This is a genomic window from Streptomyces sp. NPDC048473 (genome assembly GCF_043200155.1).
Classification (GTDB): Bacteria; Actinomycetota; Actinomycetes; order Streptomycetales; family Streptomycetaceae; genus Streptomyces.
Genome location: NZ_JBICXE010000016.1, coordinates 24,373 through 40,338, shown reverse-complemented (window position 1 = coordinate 40,338; position 15,966 = coordinate 24,373). Strand labels below are relative to the sequence as shown.

The 15,966-nt window shown below is 69.2% G+C and carries 13 protein-coding genes and 1 pseudogene; 12 read left to right on the top strand and 2 right to left on the bottom strand.

Translation table 11 applies throughout. From position 1 onward, the window contains the following. Window positions 1-343: 343 nt before the first annotated feature. From ACGFU7_RS24565 to ACGFU7_RS24530, 8 genes and pseudogenes are all read left to right on the top strand, one after another. Window positions 344-1,069 carry an alpha/beta fold hydrolase gene (locus tag ACGFU7_RS24565; RefSeq protein WP_393698283.1) on the top strand — a complete coding sequence of 242 codons (726 nt, stop codon included), beginning with the start codon at window positions 344-346 and terminating at the stop codon, window positions 1,067-1,069. Window positions 1,070-1,147: 78 nt separating this feature from the next. After that, window positions 1,148-2,002 carry an alpha/beta fold hydrolase gene (locus ACGFU7_RS24560; RefSeq protein WP_393698281.1) on the top strand — a complete coding sequence of 285 codons (855 nt, stop codon included), beginning with the start codon at window positions 1,148-1,150 and terminating at the stop codon, window positions 2,000-2,002. Window positions 2,003-2,170: 168 nt separating this feature from the next. Then, window positions 2,171-5,101, top strand: coding sequence for an FAD-binding and (Fe-S)-binding domain-containing protein (locus ACGFU7_RS24555; protein WP_393698279.1), 2,931 nt, complete (start codon window positions 2,171-2,173; stop codon window positions 5,099-5,101). 76 nt (window positions 5,102-5,177) lie between these two features. Further along, window positions 5,178-6,020, top strand: coding sequence for a fumarylacetoacetate hydrolase family protein (locus tag ACGFU7_RS24550; protein WP_383976943.1), 843 nt, complete (start codon window positions 5,178-5,180; stop codon window positions 6,018-6,020). A 123-nt stretch (window positions 6,021-6,143) separates the two neighbouring features. Further along, the gene (locus ACGFU7_RS24545; protein ID WP_393698277.1) at window positions 6,144-7,118 is read left to right on the top strand and encodes an SMP-30/gluconolactonase/LRE family protein; all 975 of its coding nucleotides are present in this window, start codon (window positions 6,144-6,146) and stop codon (window positions 7,116-7,118) included. A 140-nt stretch (window positions 7,119-7,258) separates the two neighbouring features. Next, window positions 7,259-7,768, top strand: a complete 510-nt coding sequence (locus ACGFU7_RS24540; protein WP_393698275.1) for a MaoC family dehydratase — start codon at window positions 7,259-7,261, stop codon at window positions 7,766-7,768. A gap of 16 nt (window positions 7,769-7,784) precedes the next feature. Continuing rightward, window positions 7,785-8,432 carry a DUF4232 domain-containing protein gene (locus ACGFU7_RS24535; protein WP_393698273.1) on the top strand — a complete coding sequence of 216 codons (648 nt, stop codon included), beginning with the start codon at window positions 7,785-7,787 and terminating at the stop codon, window positions 8,430-8,432. A gap of 149 nt (window positions 8,433-8,581) precedes the next feature. Next, window positions 8,582-8,819: pseudogene (locus tag ACGFU7_RS24530) on the top strand (ISL3 family transposase); the annotation flags it as partial. A gap of 309 nt (window positions 8,820-9,128) precedes the next feature. Here ACGFU7_RS24530 and ACGFU7_RS24525 read toward each other — a convergent pair. Then, complete coding sequence (locus ACGFU7_RS24525) at window positions 9,129-9,470, bottom strand: GNAT family N-acetyltransferase (RefSeq protein WP_393698271.1); 342 nt, start codon at window positions 9,468-9,470, stop codon at window positions 9,129-9,131. 10 nt (window positions 9,471-9,480) lie between these two features. Next, the gene (locus tag ACGFU7_RS24520) at window positions 9,481-10,461 is read right to left on the bottom strand and encodes a pirin family protein (RefSeq protein ID WP_393698269.1); all 981 of its coding nucleotides are present in this window, start codon (window positions 10,459-10,461) and stop codon (window positions 9,481-9,483) included. 117 nt (window positions 10,462-10,578) lie between these two features. Between ACGFU7_RS24520 and ACGFU7_RS24515 the strand changes: the two genes are divergently transcribed. From ACGFU7_RS24515 to ACGFU7_RS24500, 4 genes are all read left to right on the top strand, one after another. Beyond that, window positions 10,579-11,067 (top strand): carboxymuconolactone decarboxylase family protein, encoded by a 489-nt coding sequence (locus tag ACGFU7_RS24515; protein WP_393698267.1) that lies wholly within the window; start codon window positions 10,579-10,581, stop codon window positions 11,065-11,067. Further along, window positions 11,064-11,333: a hypothetical protein gene (locus tag ACGFU7_RS24510; RefSeq protein WP_393698265.1), complete on the top strand. Its 270-nt coding sequence runs from the start codon at window positions 11,064-11,066 to the stop codon at window positions 11,331-11,333. The genes ACGFU7_RS24515 and ACGFU7_RS24510 overlap by 4 nt, the downstream gene beginning before the upstream one ends. A 467-nt stretch (window positions 11,334-11,800) precedes the next feature. Beyond that, entirely contained in the window at window positions 11,801-14,596 is a 2,796-nt protein-coding gene (locus ACGFU7_RS24505; protein WP_393698263.1) for an AAA family ATPase, read from the top strand. Window positions 14,597-14,714: 118 nt separating this feature from the next. Then, entirely contained in the window at window positions 14,715-15,701 is a 987-nt protein-coding gene (locus ACGFU7_RS24500) for an alpha/beta hydrolase (protein ID WP_393698261.1), read from the top strand. The last annotated feature ends 265 nt before the right edge of the window (window positions 15,702-15,966 follow it).

Sequence of the window (15,966 nt, the reverse complement as noted above, 5' to 3'; positions counted from 1 at the left end):
GGCCCCGGCCCACTTCCGTGCCAGGGCAACGCCGCCCCGCCGGTGCCGCCCGGCAACGTGGGCACGCACAGGCCACAGCCAGGGCGCGGACAGACAAACACGCCGCTCGGCAGTCCCTAAAGTTGCTCACGTGTCGGCGATTTCCCGCTCGACAAGACCCCCGCGCGGAGTCCGACGGGAACCCTCCGGCAGAGTCCACGGCCGCCCGGTCAGTGCACACCGCACACCACCCGATCCCGAGGCCGGCCCGCGACATCTCACGGCAAAGGGGCCACCACGGCAGCCCCGACTCGGCCGACAGGCCGTGCGACAGCCACCACCCCATTGATGAGGGAGTTTCCCCATGCCCAGTTCCGACAAGCCGACCGTCGTCCTCGTGCACGGCGCCTTCGCCGACGCCTCCAGCTACGCCCAGGTCATCCCCCGGCTGATCGCCCGCGGCCTGGACGTGGTCGCCCCGGCCGTGCCCAACCGCAGCCTGATAGGGGACGCCGCCTACGTGGCCTCCATCGTCCGGCAAATACCCGGTCCGGTCGTCCTGGTGGGCCACTCCTACGGTGGCGCGGTCATCACCGTCGCCGGCACCGAGGACAACGTCAAGGCACTGGTCTACCTGGCCGGTTACGCCTTGGAGAAGGGCGAGAGCCTCGGCGAACTGCAGGGCCGCTTCCCGGACAGCGACCTCGCCGCCGCACTCGTCTACACCCCCTTCCCGATCGAGGGCTCGGCCACGCCCGGCACCGACGTGTCGGTCCGGACCGACAAGTTCCCGGCCATCTTCGCCGCCGACGTCGACCCGCGGCTCGCCGCCGTCCTCGCCGTATCCCAGCGCCCGCTGGCCGCGCAGGCCTTCGCCGACGCGGCCCCGGCCGCGGCCTGGGAGACCAAGCCGTCCTGGGGCCTGGTCGCCTCGTCCGACCGCACCATCAACCCCGACGTGGAGCGCTACGGCTACCAGCGGGCCGGCATGACCACCGTCGAGGTCGACTCCTCCCACCTGGTGATGCTCGCCCACCCCGAGCGCGTCGTCGACCTGATCGAGGAAGCCGTGCGGGCCACCTCCGACTGACCCCACGCGCACCAGCTCGCGCCCGTCCGACCGGCCGTCACACCACGACCGCCTCCACCCCTTCGCAGAGAGCGAACGATGAACCCACCGATCTCACGCCGCACCGTCACCGTGTCCCTCCTGGCCGGCGCAGCCGCCCTGGGGACCGCCGGTGTCGCGCAGGCCGCGCAGTCGGCGACGGCCGACCGTCCGGCCGAACGGCACGGGCGCCCTGCCGCACCCACCATCGTCCTGATCCACGGCGCGTTCGCCGACTCCTCCAGCTGGAGCGCGGTCGTCGAACGCCTGCAGCGACAGGGCCACCGTGTACTGGCACCGGCCCTGCCACTGCGCGGACTGGCAAGCGACTCCGCCTACATTCGCAGCGTTCTGGACAGCGTCACCGGACCGATCGTGCTGGTGGGGCACTCCTACGGCGGAGCGGTCATCAGCCAGGCCGCGGCCGACGCCCCGCAGGTCAAGGCACTGGTCTACATAGCTGCCTTCGTTCCCGACATCGGGGAGAGCGCGCTCCAGCTCACCGACAAGTTCCCCGGCAGCACCCTGGGACAGGCCACCGCCACCCAGTACTACCCGTTGCCCGACGGCGGACAGGGGGAGGAACTGGTCATCAAGAAGGACCTGTTCCGCAAGCAGTTCGCGGCCGGTGTCCCCCGACCGACCGCCCAGGTCATGGCCGCGGGACAGCGTCCGATCACCCTGGCAGCTCTCCAGGAGCCGGCCACCGCGGCCGCGTGGAAGAGGATCCCCAGCTGGTACCTCGTGGCCACCGAGGACCGCAACATCCCGCCGGTCGCCGAGCGCTGGATGGCCGAGCGCGCCCGCGCCCACACGGTCACTGTCCGCGCCCCGCACGCAGCCGCCGTGAGCGATCCCGGCCCTGTCACCGGCCTGATCCTGCGGGCGGTCCGTTCTGTCCGCTCCGACCACTGACCAGACGCATTTCTCGCCCACGTCGGCGACATTCCGCAAGAGGACATGGTGCCGGGACCGTGGCCGTCCGGCCGCGGTCCCCCTCCTCGCTTCCTCATGGCCGGCCTCACCCGGCGAAGCGCCGCACGCGCTGCCGACCGAACACCTCGCAATGGAACGGAGAGCCGTATGGCACTGCTCGATCCGGAACCGGGAAAGCTGCGCCCGCGGCAGACCCAGGGCCCAGCTACCGACCGGGTGCCCGACGAACGGGCGTCGGGTACTCCCGATGCCCTGCGGGAGGACCTGGTCCGCCTGCTGGGCTCCCGAAAAGTGCTGCACACCCTGTCGGACCTGGTGAAGTACGCCTCGGACGCCAGTCCCTACCGCTTCGTGCCCCAAGTGGTCGTGATCGCCGAGAACGTCGAGGACGTGGCCGCGGTGCTGCGGTACGCCCACGAGCAGCACCGTGAGATCGTCTTCCGGGCGGCCGGGACCTCCCTGAACGGTCAGGCCCAGGGCAAGGACATCCTGGTCGACGTGCGCCGCCACTGGACCGGCGTCGAGGTGCTCGACGGCGGGAACGAGGCGAGGATCAGGCCCGGTACGACCGTGGGGCGCGCCAACATCACACTGTCCCGGTACGGTCGGCTGATGGGCCCCGACCCGGCGAGTTCCAGCGCCTGCACCGTCGGCGGGGTGGTCGCCAACAACGCCTCGGGCATGACCGCCGGAGTCACCCGCAACTCCTACCGCCTGCTCTCGTCCCTCACCCTGGTCCTCCCGTCCGGCACGATTGTCGACACCGCGGCTCCGGACGCCGACGCGCGCCTCCGGGAGGCTGAGCCCGAGCTGTGCGCGGGGCTGCTGGCGCTGAAGAGCGAGATCGAGGGCGACACCGAGCTGGTCGCCCGGATCCGCGCGAAGTACGCGTTGAAGAACACCAACGGCTACCGCCTCGATGCCTTCCTGGACAACTCCACCCCCGTGGAGATCCTGCGCGGGCTGATGGTCGGCTCCCAGGGCACCCTCGGTTTCATCGCCGAGACGGTGTTCAAGACAGTCTCCCTGGACCGGCTCACCCACACGGCATTGTTGTTCTTCCCCGACCTCACCGCCGCCGCGGCGGCGGTACCGCTGTTCAACGACGCCGGAGCCCGCGCGGTGGAGGTGATGGACGGCAACACTCTCCGCGCCTGTGCGAGCGTCGACGGAGTCCCCGCCGACTGGGCCGAGATTCCCCGGGATACCGCGGCCCTGCTGGTGGAGTTTCGCGCCCCGGACGAGGCAGCCCACCAGGCCCACAGGCAGGCCGCCGCCGCTGTCCTGGCGAAACTGGCGCTGGTGGCCCCGGTGGCGTCCGTCACCAACCGCTTCGTCGAGGACTCGGCCACGATCCGCACGTACTGGCACGCCCGCGAGGCGTTCATGACGGCGGTCGGCAAGGCACGGCCGGCCGGATCCACACTGATCACCGAGGACTTCGCGGTACCGCCCGCCCGCCTGGCCGAGGCGTGCGAGGCCCTGGCCGAGCTTCAGCGCCGACACGGCTTCGACGCCGCGGTCGCCGGCCACGCGGCGCACGGCAACCTGCACTTCCTGCTCGCCTTCGACGCCGCCCGCCCGAAGGAGATCGAGCGCTACGCCGACTTCATGGACGAGTTCTGCACCATGGTGGTGCGCCGGTTCGACGGCTCGCTCAAGGCGGAGCATGCCACCGGTCGCAATATGACGCCGTTCCTCGAAGCCGAATGGGGCGCCCGCGCAACCGAGCTGATGTGGCGGGTCAAGCAGACCCTCGACCCCGCGGGGGTACTCGCCCCCGGGGTGGTCCTCAACCGTGATCCCGAAGCCCATCTGCAGGGGCTCAAGACCATACCCACCATCGAGGCGGTCGCCGATCCGTGCATCGAGTGCGGTTTCTGCGAGCCAGTCTGCCCGAGCCGCGACCTCACCACCACACCGCGTCAGCGGATCGTGCTGCGGCGCGAGATGATGCGCCAACCCGGCGGCTCTGCCGCCATGGGGAGCCTCCTGAAGTCCTATGGATACGACGCAGTCGACACCTGCGCCGGCGACTCGACCTGCAAGACGGCCTGCCCGGTCGGTATCGACACCGGCGCCATGATGAAGGCATTCCGCCATCAGCGGCACTCCGAGCGAGAGGAGCGGAACGCGGCACGGGTCGCGGAGCGGTTCTCCCTCGTGGAGTCGTCGGTCCGGACCGCCCTCGGCTTGGCGGACCATGTCGGCGACCGGGTCCTGGGGAGCGTCACCTCCGCCGTGCGGAAGGTGGTCTCGGCCGACCTGGTGCCCGAATGGATCTCCGCCATTCCGTCCCCCGCACGTTCGCGGCTGCCCGGAACGGACCACCGGACCGCCGTTGCCGTCTACTACGTGGCCTGCGTCAACCGGATCTTCGCGGGACCCGACGGTGTCGACGGGCCGTCCCTGCCCGAGGCGATCGTCGAGGTCTCCCGCCGCGCCGGGCGGCCGGTCTGGATACCGTCGGACATGGCCGGTTCGTGCTGCGCGACCATCTGGCACTCCAAGGGCTACGACGACGGCAACACCGTCATGGCGAACCGCATCGTCGAGCGAGCCTGGGAGTGGACCGACGGCGGACGTCTGCCGCTCATCGTCGACGCGTCGTCCTGCACACTCGGCATCGGGCAGGAAGTCACGCCGTATCTGACGGCCGAGAACCTGCGCAAGCACCGCGCTCTCACCGTGGTGGACTCCGTCGTCTGGGCCGCCACCGAACTGCTGCCGCACCTTGAGGTGACCGACCCGATCGACAGCGCGGTGCTCCACCCCACCTGCTCCATGCGACACCTCAAGGACGTCGACCAGCTTCAGGCCGTCGCCGAGTTCATCGCGCGGGACGTCCAGGTGCCCGTCTACGCGGAGTGCTGCGGCTTCGCCGGCGACCGGGGACTGCTGCACAAAGAACTGACCAAGGCGGCGACGGCACACGAGGCCGCCGAGGTCACGTCGGGCGCGTTCGACGCCTACCTGTCGGCCAACCGCACCTGTGAGATCGGCATGCAACACACCACGGGCCGCCCCTACCAATCTGTGCTGCTCGCACTCGAACGTGCCACTCGGCCCACCAGCTGAGCACCGGCGCGGGCCACCCGCTTCGGCGCGGAACCGCCGCCCGCAACTCGACCCTCCATCCAACAGGGAGCCCGCCTTGCGCATCGCCAATCTCGCCGGCCGACTGGTCGTGATCGCCCACGGCCGGGCGGCCGACGTCCACACAGCCAGTGGCGCACTGTTCTCCTCCGACCCGCAGGCGGTCTACTCCCGCTGGGACGAGTTCCGCGCCTGGGCCGCCCGGGCCGACCTCGGCGGCGGGGTCCCCTTCGACCCGGCGGACCTCGGTGCGCCCGCGCCGGCCCCCCGCCAACTCTTCGCCATCGGCCTCAACTACCGGGAGCACGTCGTCGAGGCCGGATTCACCACGCCCGAGGGCATGCCGCCGGTCTTCACCAAGTACGCGACCGCTCTCACCGGCCCGGTGACCGAGGTGACGCTGCCACGGGGCGGCAACACCGACTGGGAGGTGGAACTGGTGGCGGTTGTCGGCAGGGAGGCGCACCAGGTGTCCGAAACCGATGCCTGGAGCTACGTCGCGGGCCTGACGGTCGGCCAGGACATCTCCGAGCGCGTCCTGCAGATGGGCGGCCCGGCCCCCCAGTTCAGCCTCGGCAAGTCCTACCCGGGCTTCGCCCCGACGGGCCCCTGGCTGGTGACCCCGGACGAGTTCGAGGACCCTGACGACCTGGAGCTGACCTGTGCCGTCAACGGTGAGGAGATGCAGCGTGGCCGCACCCGGCAGCTCATCTTCTCCGTGCCGGCCCTCATCGCCAAGCTGTCCGGGGTGCTCCCGCTGCTGCCGGGAGACGTCATCTTCACCGGCACTCCAGCCGGTGTCGGCCTCGGCCGCACACCTCAGCGCTGGCTGGCCGCCGGCGACGAACTCGTCAGCTCCGTCCAGGGCATCGGCGAACTGCGACAACGGTTCGTCGGCTGACCCTCTACGAGGTCCGCGACGCGCGGCAGCTGACGTCTCAAGCGCCCGGCGCACCGGCAGCCCCAGCGGCAAGGGCCACTGCCCCCACCCCCTGCAATCAGAGAGAAAGAGAAGAGATCCCACATGCCCGGATTCCTGACAGGGACGCGCACCGGCCTCCTGGCCTCGGTCGTCACGGCGGCCCTCGCCATGACCGCGGCCGGCCCCACGACGGCGGCCACCGCCGCCCCGAAGCCGGACGTGCGCTTCGTGGCACACCTGGACATCGCCGACGGGCAGCGACCGGAGAACATCACCCTGGAGCCTGGCGGCAGCGCCGTCGTCACCTTCGCCTACAGCCGTCAAGTGGCCCGCATCCACCCCGACGGCCGGGTGCACATCCTCGCCACCCTGCCCCAGCCTCCGGCCGGCGCCGACACCCCTGCCCTCTCCTCGCCCTTCCTCGGCGGAATCGTCCGTGCCCACGACGGGACCCTGTACTTCCTGTACGCCACCGGCAGCAGCGACCTGACCGGCCTGTGGCGCCTGCGCCCCGGCGGCGCCCCGCAGCGTATCGCCGCGCTCCCGGCCGACGGCCTGCCCAACGGCCTGGCCCTCGACCGGCACGAAGGCCGGCTGTACGTGGCCGACTCGGTCCTCGGCACGGTCTGGCGGGTGCCCGTCACCGGGGGCACGCCCACCCGGTGGGCCACCGCCCCCGAGCTGGCCGCCGCCGGATTCCTCGGAGCCAACGGCATCAAAATCCACAACGGGGCGGTCTGGGTGTCCAACCTGGACAAGGGCACCGTGCTGCGGATCCCGGTCACCCGGTACGGCACCGCCGGCCCCGTCGAGACCCGGGCCACCGGCCTGATCGACATCGACGACTTCGCGTTCACCGGCCGCGGCGACACCCTCCTGGCCGCGATCAACGCGGACAACGAGGTGGCCCTGGTCAGGCCGGGCGGCAGCCACACCGTCGTGCTGACCGGCGCCGACGGGCTGGAGAACCCGACCTCGCTCGCCGTACGCGGCAACACGGCCTACATCGCCAGCGGCGCCTACTTCACCAACAACGACCCCAACCTCCTGGCCGCCCGGATCAACCCCGTCCAATAAGCCGGCCGCGCGCCCGTGCCGCCGCACCTGCCCAGTGCGGCGGCACGGGACCCCTAGGCCATCGGATCCGCCGCACGACGAGCGGGCGGAGCGGCCGCCGCACGCGGCAGCACCCCACACCGGACGAGAGGACAGAGTTGATGGACCAGCAGGACACGCAGCAGGCGGCAGCCGCCGCACCGCCCACGTTCGACCCCGGCGCATTCCTGGTCGTCCCGGCCAGAACCTTCGAGGACCTACGCATCGGCGAAGTCTTCCGAGCCCCCAGCCGCACCCTGACAGACGCCCACGCCGCGGCCTTCCAGACAGTCTCCGCGGACAACCACCCGGTGCACTACGACGCCGAATGGGCACGCAGGCACGGCCACTCGGCACCGGTGGTGCACGGCCTGCAGGTGCTCGCCTTCACCGCGCCGGGCGCCACCCTGTTCCCCCACTTCATCGGAGAGGTGTTCATCAGCTTCCTCGAACTGTCCTGCACGTTCCTGGCCGAAGTGCACTCCGGAGACACCCTGTACCCGGCGCTCACCATCACCGGCCTGGAGCCACAGGGCGACAACGGTGTCGTAGTCACCGCGGCCACCATCCACAACCAACACGGCGCACTTGTGCTGTCCGGCCGGCACAAGTACCTCCTGCGGCGTCAGTGAATCCTGAGGAAGCAACGTGACGCACCGTAGAACCCTCCTTGTCGCGCTCGCCTGTTGTGCCGCGCTGACGGGGTGCACGAGCCACACACCGGACGGCAGCCCGCCTGCGGTTGGCCCCACGTCCCCGACGTCGTCCGTAACCGGCCCAGGGTCCGTCGACAGCGGCACCTCCGGCCCCTCCAGCGAGCCGACCGCGTCCGGCGGCACGGGGACGGCGGCGCCATCGCCGACCGTACCGACGGTGAGACGCTGCCATACCTCCGAAGTGAGGGCGTCCCTCGGCCCCAACCGTCCCGGCGCCGGGCAGTCAAGCTTCGCTATCGTTTTGACCAACAGATCCCGCCGCACCTGCACGCTGTACGGCTTCCCGGGCGTGGCGTTCGTCAACGGCGCCGGTGAGGCCGTCACCCCGGACCCCGAGCGAGCCACCGATCAGCAGGAACAGGCTGTGACGCTCAGCCCGGGAGACAGCGCTTGGTCGACGCTGGCATACACCAATCCAGCGATTACTGGCGCCACCACTGTCACACCGGCAGCCCTGCTCGTCACCCCGCCCGACGAGACTGCTCCGATCTCAGTCCGCTGGACCGGGGGCAAGGTCTCCAACACGGGGAAGGCGTCGGTGCCCTGGGTGAGCCCCCTCAGGTCAGGTAATGGCGCCTGACTCCGCCGAGCACGGGAGCGGGATGCGGCCAGTTGCCGCTGGCTGCCAAGGTTGACACACATACTCCAGGCCCTGATTGCCGCGCCGGAGACTTCCGGCTGAACCTCTGACGCCCGAGGGGCGGGATCGGTGCGCTGACGCTGTAGTGACTGCTGGAGCGATACCAGCGCCGCACGACCCGACTGGCTGACCACCTTCGCTCTGCTGTCAAGGAGTTAGCGGGCCGGGCGGGCGCCCGCCTCACGCTGCCTCGCTGTAGCGATCTCCCGCTCGACCGCGCTGCGGATGCTGACGAGGCTGCCGCTGCCCCCGTTGCGACTGCCACGGGTACTCGGCATCGACGACTTTGCCCTGAAGCGACGTCACCGCTATGCCACCATCCTCCTGCCGTTCCTCGACAATGGCGACCACCTGCACCCGAACGACAAGCGCGTGCAGGCGATGGCCGACGCGGTCGACCTGAAGGGCGTCGACTGCGCATCCGCGCTTGAGCTGAACCGCGGCACCGGCCGTGGCTTGAGCAGATGAAACGGTCCTGTCCCCGGCAGTGCGTCCGACGGGGACAGGACCGGGACTGCCGTTGCCGACGGTCCATGCCCATGCGGTGTTCCCGCCTTGATGTCACCGATCCCGCTCCGCCTCCGAGCCGCCGGTCCGGACGTACCGGCGGCTCGGAGAAGGTGGCGGCACGGGGCGTCAGTGCTGCAGCACGGTGCCCAGCCACTTCAGGACCTCGGGGGTCACCGGGTCGGTGATGTCGGCGAACTCGTCATGTTTCTTGAGGAACTTCGCCACGTAGGGGCAGACCGGCACGATGCGCTTCCCCGAGGTGCGTACGTCGTTCAGGGCCTGCTGTACGAGTATCGAGGCCAGGCCCTGTCCGGCGAAGGCGTCGTCGATTTCGGTGTGATAGAAAACGCGCTGGTCGTCGCGGTCGCGGTACGCGGTGAGTCCTGCGGTTTTGCCGTCGACCAGGATTTCGTAACGGTGTTTGGGGTCCACTCGCTGGACAGTCGGAGCGGCGGCGGGCTGCGTCATCGTAAGCCTTTCAGTGGCGCGTCGGGTTCTTGCGCGGTGCGATGGTGGCGTTGGGAAGGGCGGGCGCGGGAAGACGGTCGCCGTCGTAACCCTCGACCTTGCCGAAGCGGTCGGATGCGTTCTGCCACGCTCCCCTGGCCTCGACGATGTCTTCGTGGCTCCGGCCGATGAAGTTCCACCACATGACGATCTGTTCCTCGAACGGCGTCCCACCGAGCAGGACTACCCGAGCATCGTTGTCCGTCTCGTTCACCAGCGTCAGTGTGTCGCTTCCCGTGCCGACGTAGCCCAACTCCGCCGGGTGCAGGATTGTTCCAGCGATACGGACATCCCCGTGGTCGACGAGAAGGCCGTGCTCGAAGCCGGTGTCGATGGCGAGCGTGGTCGTCGAGCGCGGCTCAAGGACGAGTTCGGCACCGAGCAGGGGCGTGAAGGTCCGCACCGGAGAGGTGTCACCTGCCAGCGTCCCCAGGAACACGCTGACTTCGGCTCCGTCCACCCGGACCGGGCTCGGGACGTAGTGCTGGAAGTCACGGCCGGTGTGCCGGTGTTCTTCGGGAAGCGCCACCCACAGTTGGACGCCGTGCAGGATCGTGGTGCGGGTGGTGGAGACTTCCGAGTGGCTGATGCCGTACCCGCCCGTCATGAGGTTCAGCTCACCGGGCCTCACGAGGGCGTGGCTGCCCATGCTGTCCCGGTGCTCGATCTCCCCGCTGAACAGCCAGCTCACCGTCTGCAGACCGGTGTGCGGATGGGGCGCGACGTCCATGCCGCCCGTGTCGGTGACGTCGTCGGGGCCGTAGTGGTCGACGAAGCACCAGGCCCCGATCAATGTCCGGGCCCGCTGCGGCAGCGTACGCCGTACCGTCATCGCCCTCGGACCGCCCAGCGGGACGTCCCGCGCGGAGAGGACATCGACCTTCGGCGCATGCTGACCACGGTCCGAGGCCCCGCAGCGAAGTTCGGCGGGCTCCCTCTCGACGTCGCTCATCGCACGTCCCTCCCAGGGATGATTTCATGTTCAATGATCACGTCTGATGGTAAGCCGACGTTCCGTCAAGCACACGACAAGACGAGCGGGCCCGAGCGTCCCATGAAGGAGTCCAGGTTGAGTGGCACTGTGGCAGGCCCCGTGAGCAGGCGGGTCTTCGTGGACAAGCAGAGTCCGAGTGCTTACCACGCACTGGTCGAGACCTCCGATGCGGTCCACGCGGTCGCCTCCGACGCGGGGCTGGACCGCACGATCGTGGAGCTGATCAACCTCCGCGTGTCACAGATCAACAACTGCGCCTACTGCCTCAGCGTGCACACCCGGGCCGCGCTGCGTGCGGGCGAGACCACCCAGCGCCTGGGCGTGCTGGCCGCCTGGCGCGACACCGAACTGTTCACGACCCAGGAACGTGCGGCGCTCGCCCTGGCGGAGGCGACCACCGAGCCCTCGAACGCTGTCGCACAGGAGAGCGCCTACGACGCAGCCCGCCAAGCCCTCACCGACGACGAGATCTCCGCGGTGATCTGGGTGGCGATCACCATCAACGCTTTCAACCGGGTCTCCATCATGAGCAAGCACCCCGTGCGCGGGATCCCCCAGCAGTGAGTCTCTCCCCGGCCGGGCGCCGAGTCATCGGCCGCACGCAACGGCTTCCACCAACCACGGAGAGTGACCAGGGCGGCCGGGAAGTCGAGGTGATGGCCTCGCGGTTGAACGACAATCGCGTCGACGATGATCAGCAAGGGTTGGTCCGTCGCCGTGTCCGAGAGCAGCGTCAAGACGCCGAGCCTGATCAGCAGCGGATCCGGCACCTGCGATCCGTCGGCCTGATCCATACCGAATACGCAGCGCAAAGCGTCGCGCTGCCGTGAGGGGAGCCGCTCGACACCGGTGAGTACCGGACGCAACAACTGGTGCACTCCTGCGAAAACAAGATCCTTCTCGCCTTCGCAGCCTCGTACCCAGAGCACGCGTCGACCGTGAGCCTCGGTCTGCGAGGCGGCCCAGTCCACCAGGGTGCATTTGCTGCCCCCGGCTCACCGGTCAGCACGAGCACCCTCGGGTCACTCCCGTCCGCGGCGTCGACCAGCTACCTGATCCGGGACTTTTCGTGATCCCTGCCCAGGGACTGCGGCTCGGCGGCTCGGTGCCGAAGTCCATGTTAGCTTCTTTCCTCCAACCTGACAGAAGGGTGCATTCCTGCATCCTTGACAGCATCCGAATCGGCACGACGACAGCATTCTTGTCCGTGGTTCCGGCTGATCGGAATGCGGTGGGGGATTCGAGGTGAGGAGGCGCAGTGGCCGCCGATGAGGGAGACGGCCCCGACCGTTCAGGGATGAGTGGCACGCTGCCGATCGGCCGAGAGACAGAGGTCGACCGGATTCTGCGGTCCATCGACAGACCCTGTGACCCGCCACACGCTCTGCTCATGCTGGGGGAGGCCGGCACCGGCAAGACCCAGTTGCTCCGGGTTGCCGAGGAGACGGCCAGAGGACGCCGAACCCGGGTCTTGTCGGCGCATGGCTGGGAATCGGAGGAACCGCTGTCATTCGCCTCCCTGCACCAGCTCCTCCTCCCGGTGCTCGGCGAACTCGATGCACTGCCGGAGCACCAGCGGCTGGCACTTCGCACCGCCTTTGGGACGGCTCCGGACGCCCGGCCGCCAGAGGGAAAGGTGCTGCGCGCCGCGGTCCTGACACTGCTGAGTCACGTCGCGCAGGCAAGCCCGGTCCTGCTGACCGTGGACGACATCCAGGACTGTGACCGTGACTCCATGGGGATCCTCTACTTCGTGACACGACGGTTGACCGACCAGGCTGTGACAGTGCTGTTCGCAGCACGCGGAGAGGCTCCCCCGGCCGGAGCTCCTACGGATCTCGCCGTCTTGTGTCTCGGGCCGCTGTCCCGGCGGGCGGCGGCCCGGCTTCTGGACGCGCAGCCCGGTGCACCCACCGGAAGGGCCAGACTTGACTTGCTCCGGCAAGCGGAGGGCCATCCGCAGTCGGTCATCGAGCTCAGCCGGGCCGCGCGCGGCGAAGCCGGGCCGTCACTGGCGGGCGGGGAACCGCAGCAGAGCTCGCGCATCCAGCAGATGTCTGCCACACGCCTGAGTGCGCTACCGGAAGGGACACAGCGCGCACTGCTCTACGCGGCGGCGGCCTCGCATCATGAGGAGCTCACGACTGTCATGGCCGCTTTGGGCACGCACGACCTGAAGGTGTGGGTCCCAGCGGAGGAAGCCGGCCTGATCACGATCGCGGACGGCCGTCTCACCTTCCGCGACCCCCTGATCCGCGCTGCGGCCTTCCACCGTCAGTACGCAAAGCAGCGTCAACAGGTCCACCATGATCTGGCCGCCGTGCGCGGACAGAACCCGTCACACCGAGCCTGGCATCTGGCCGCAGCGACCATCGGTCCCAACGAGTCCGCGGCTGCGGCCTTGGAGGATGTTGCCACCACCGCTAAGCAGGAGGGAAAATATTTCACTGCGGCAAAGGCGCTGGAACAGGCCGCGCGCCTCAGTGCCCACGATCACGACCGGACCCGCCGTCTCGCCGGAGCTCTGACCGCCGCGAGTAATTTCGGAGACCCGGCATGGGTGCGCGACCTGTACGCGCTGCTCACCCGAGTGACCCGCGACCCGGACCTGATGTGCGGCGCAGCCTGTGCCCTGAGTGGAGCGCTGTCGCTGCTCTCGTTCCAACAGGAGGCCTTCAGCCTCCTGCTCAGCGTGTCGCAGCACACGCCTTCCGGCAGCGCCAAAACTGCCTTTGCCCTGGTGGCACTCGCCACGGGGATCGCCTTCCAGTCCGGCCTCCCCGAGCATCGGCAGCAGCTGCCACGACTGCTCGATCAGGCTGTACGGGCCGCACGAACGGAGAAGGACCGGTGTGAACAGGAGAACTGGTTCTTCCCCGAGCTAGCCGGGCCTGACGTCCTCGCGGCACTGGAAGCACTCGTGTCGACCGGAATCGAGCCGGTCGCCCACTCCGACAGCGCGTTGCGAAGGTTGACGACGCCGCGTCTCATCACCCCCGCCGGTCGGGGCCAGCTGATCCGGCTGATGGCGACCGCCTCGGTCGCCTACTACGCCGACGTGCCGGACCTGTGCGCGGAGCAGTTCCGGCAGGCAGACGAGCTGCTTCGCCAGCAAGAAGCCCTGGGCCCGCGCGCGTGGACCCTCGCGGCCCAGGTGGACACACTCTTGAGTATCGGGCGCTGGGCGGAAGCCGAAACACTGATCGAGGAGGGCCTCACTCACGCCGTCATCCACCGGTGGACTCGCGTCGAGATGGACCTCGAAGCGCTAGGAGCGACCCTGCGCGCGCTTCTCGGCGAGAACGTATCGGACATACAGTTCATCGGCCCGAACTGGCGCTCCGTCAGCCTCGACGAGAACCGGGCCACACATGCCCGGATGCTGCGGGCATGCGGTCTGACAGCAATGGCCCTCGATGACTGGGACAGTGCCTTCCGGCACTTTCGCGCTCTGTTCCAGGACGACGACTCGCCCCTTGATCCCTTCCTTTCCCCCCGCTGCATCAGCGAACTGGCCTACGCCGCCCAGCGCGTCGGCCGGCAGCAGGAGGCGGCGCGCATCCTCATGGAAGTGCGAGAACGCCAGGGCCCCCGGCCGACAACACGGATGACACTGCTCATGCACCATGCGACGGCCCTCATTGATGACGATGCCGACCCCGAGCACCACTTCCGGCTGGCCCTGGTCAACCCGGAGGCGGACAAGTGGCCCGTGGAACGGGCCCAGGCTCGTTTGCACTATGCGATCTGGCTGCGCAGGCGCAGAAGGCCCCTGGAAGCGCGCGCACAGCTGACCGCGGTTCTGGAAGTCGCTACCCAGCTGGGCGCCCGGCACCTTGCCGCCTCGGCCCGCAGCGAGCTGCGCGCGAGCGGAGTCGCCCACACTCCCGCGTCGGCGGACCGGTTGGCCGAGTTGACCGCCCAGCAACGGCAGATCGCGCGGCTGGCGGCGAACGGCCTGTCCAATCGGGAGATCGGCGAACGGCTGTTCCTCTCGCCGCGTACCGTGGGCTCGCACCTCTACAACGTCTATCCCAAGCTCGGCATCAGCAGCCGCCACCAACTCCGCGACATTCTGCTGCACGACGGGTGACGTGCGCGAAGCAGCGGACGCGGCGCCAAGGGTCGACGGGGAGGTGCACCAGCGTGCATCCTCCTTGGCCGCTGAGCGACGAAACAGAGCCCAGAGGGCTGAGCGAAAGGTGTACCGGATGGAGTGGGATTCCGGGGAGGACAGGGGCGGGAAGATCCCGTCCTCCGTGGTTCTCGATCCGCTGGTGCAACGGCTCGTCGACGCGTCCTCGGCCCCGCCGTTTCTGCACGAGCTGGGTCCGGTCGAAGGTCGGCAGGCGCTGAGGGAGTCCCAGGTCCACCGGGTCGAGGACTTCGAGGTGGACGCCACCTTCCAGGTGGCGCCCGTGGGACCGTCCGGGCTGGTGGGCTTCTGGGTCCTCAGACCAGCCCGCGTAAGAGGACCGCTCCCTGCCATGCTCTACGTCCACGGGGGCCGGTGGATGCTGGGAGACGCGCAGACCCACGCACGGCTCATCAGCGAGCTCGTGCTCAGCGCGGGCGTGGCCGCTGTCGTCCCCGAGTACAGCCGCACTCCCGAGGCCCGCTATCCCGTGGCCATCGAGGAGTGCTACGCCCTGATGACCTGGGTGGTCCGGCAGGCCGGCGAACTCGGTCTCGATGCGGACCGATTGGTGGCCGCCGGGGACTGCGCCGGCGCCACCATGGCCACGGCGCTCACCATGATGGCGAAGTCGCGCGGCGGCCCGAGGATTCGTGCCCAGCTGCTGTACTACCCGATCACCGACACACATTGCGACAGCCCCTCCCAGCGGCAGTTCGCCAGTGGGTATCTGCTCACCCGGGAGGCCCTGCGTCGGTACTGGCAGCAGTACACCGACGATCCCCGGCAGCAGGATGAACCGACCGCGTCTCCGTTGCGCGCGAGCCTCGCGGAGCTTGCGGGGCTGCCACCGACGCTGGTGATCACAGCGGAGGCGGACGTGACACGGGACGAAGGGGAACAGTACGCGGATCAACTTCGTCGTGCCGGTGTGGAAGTGACCGCAGCCCGTTTTCTGGGCACCGTCCACGACTTCGTGTCCCTGACTGCGTTGCGCGAGAGCCCACCGACGCGGGCGGCCGTACGGCAGGGCGGTGCTTTCCTGCGCAGGCTGCTGAACTGAGAGGCGGTCAGGCCCGCCACCCAAAAGAGCACAGACCAGTCGGCCGACTGATACGTCTTCCCCTACGCAAAGGCACGTTTGCGGGCATATCAGCAATCTTTGGTTCCTTCACGGAGAACGGCGGCCCCTGCCTCGGCTCCATCGCAAGGCGACGCGGTGAGGTACCGTCCAATGGCGTTCGCGTCCCAATCGATGGACATATTCGCCGACGATCCGCACTCCGCCTACTTTCGCCAGGCACGCGGAAGCAGGGGCATCGCCCCGC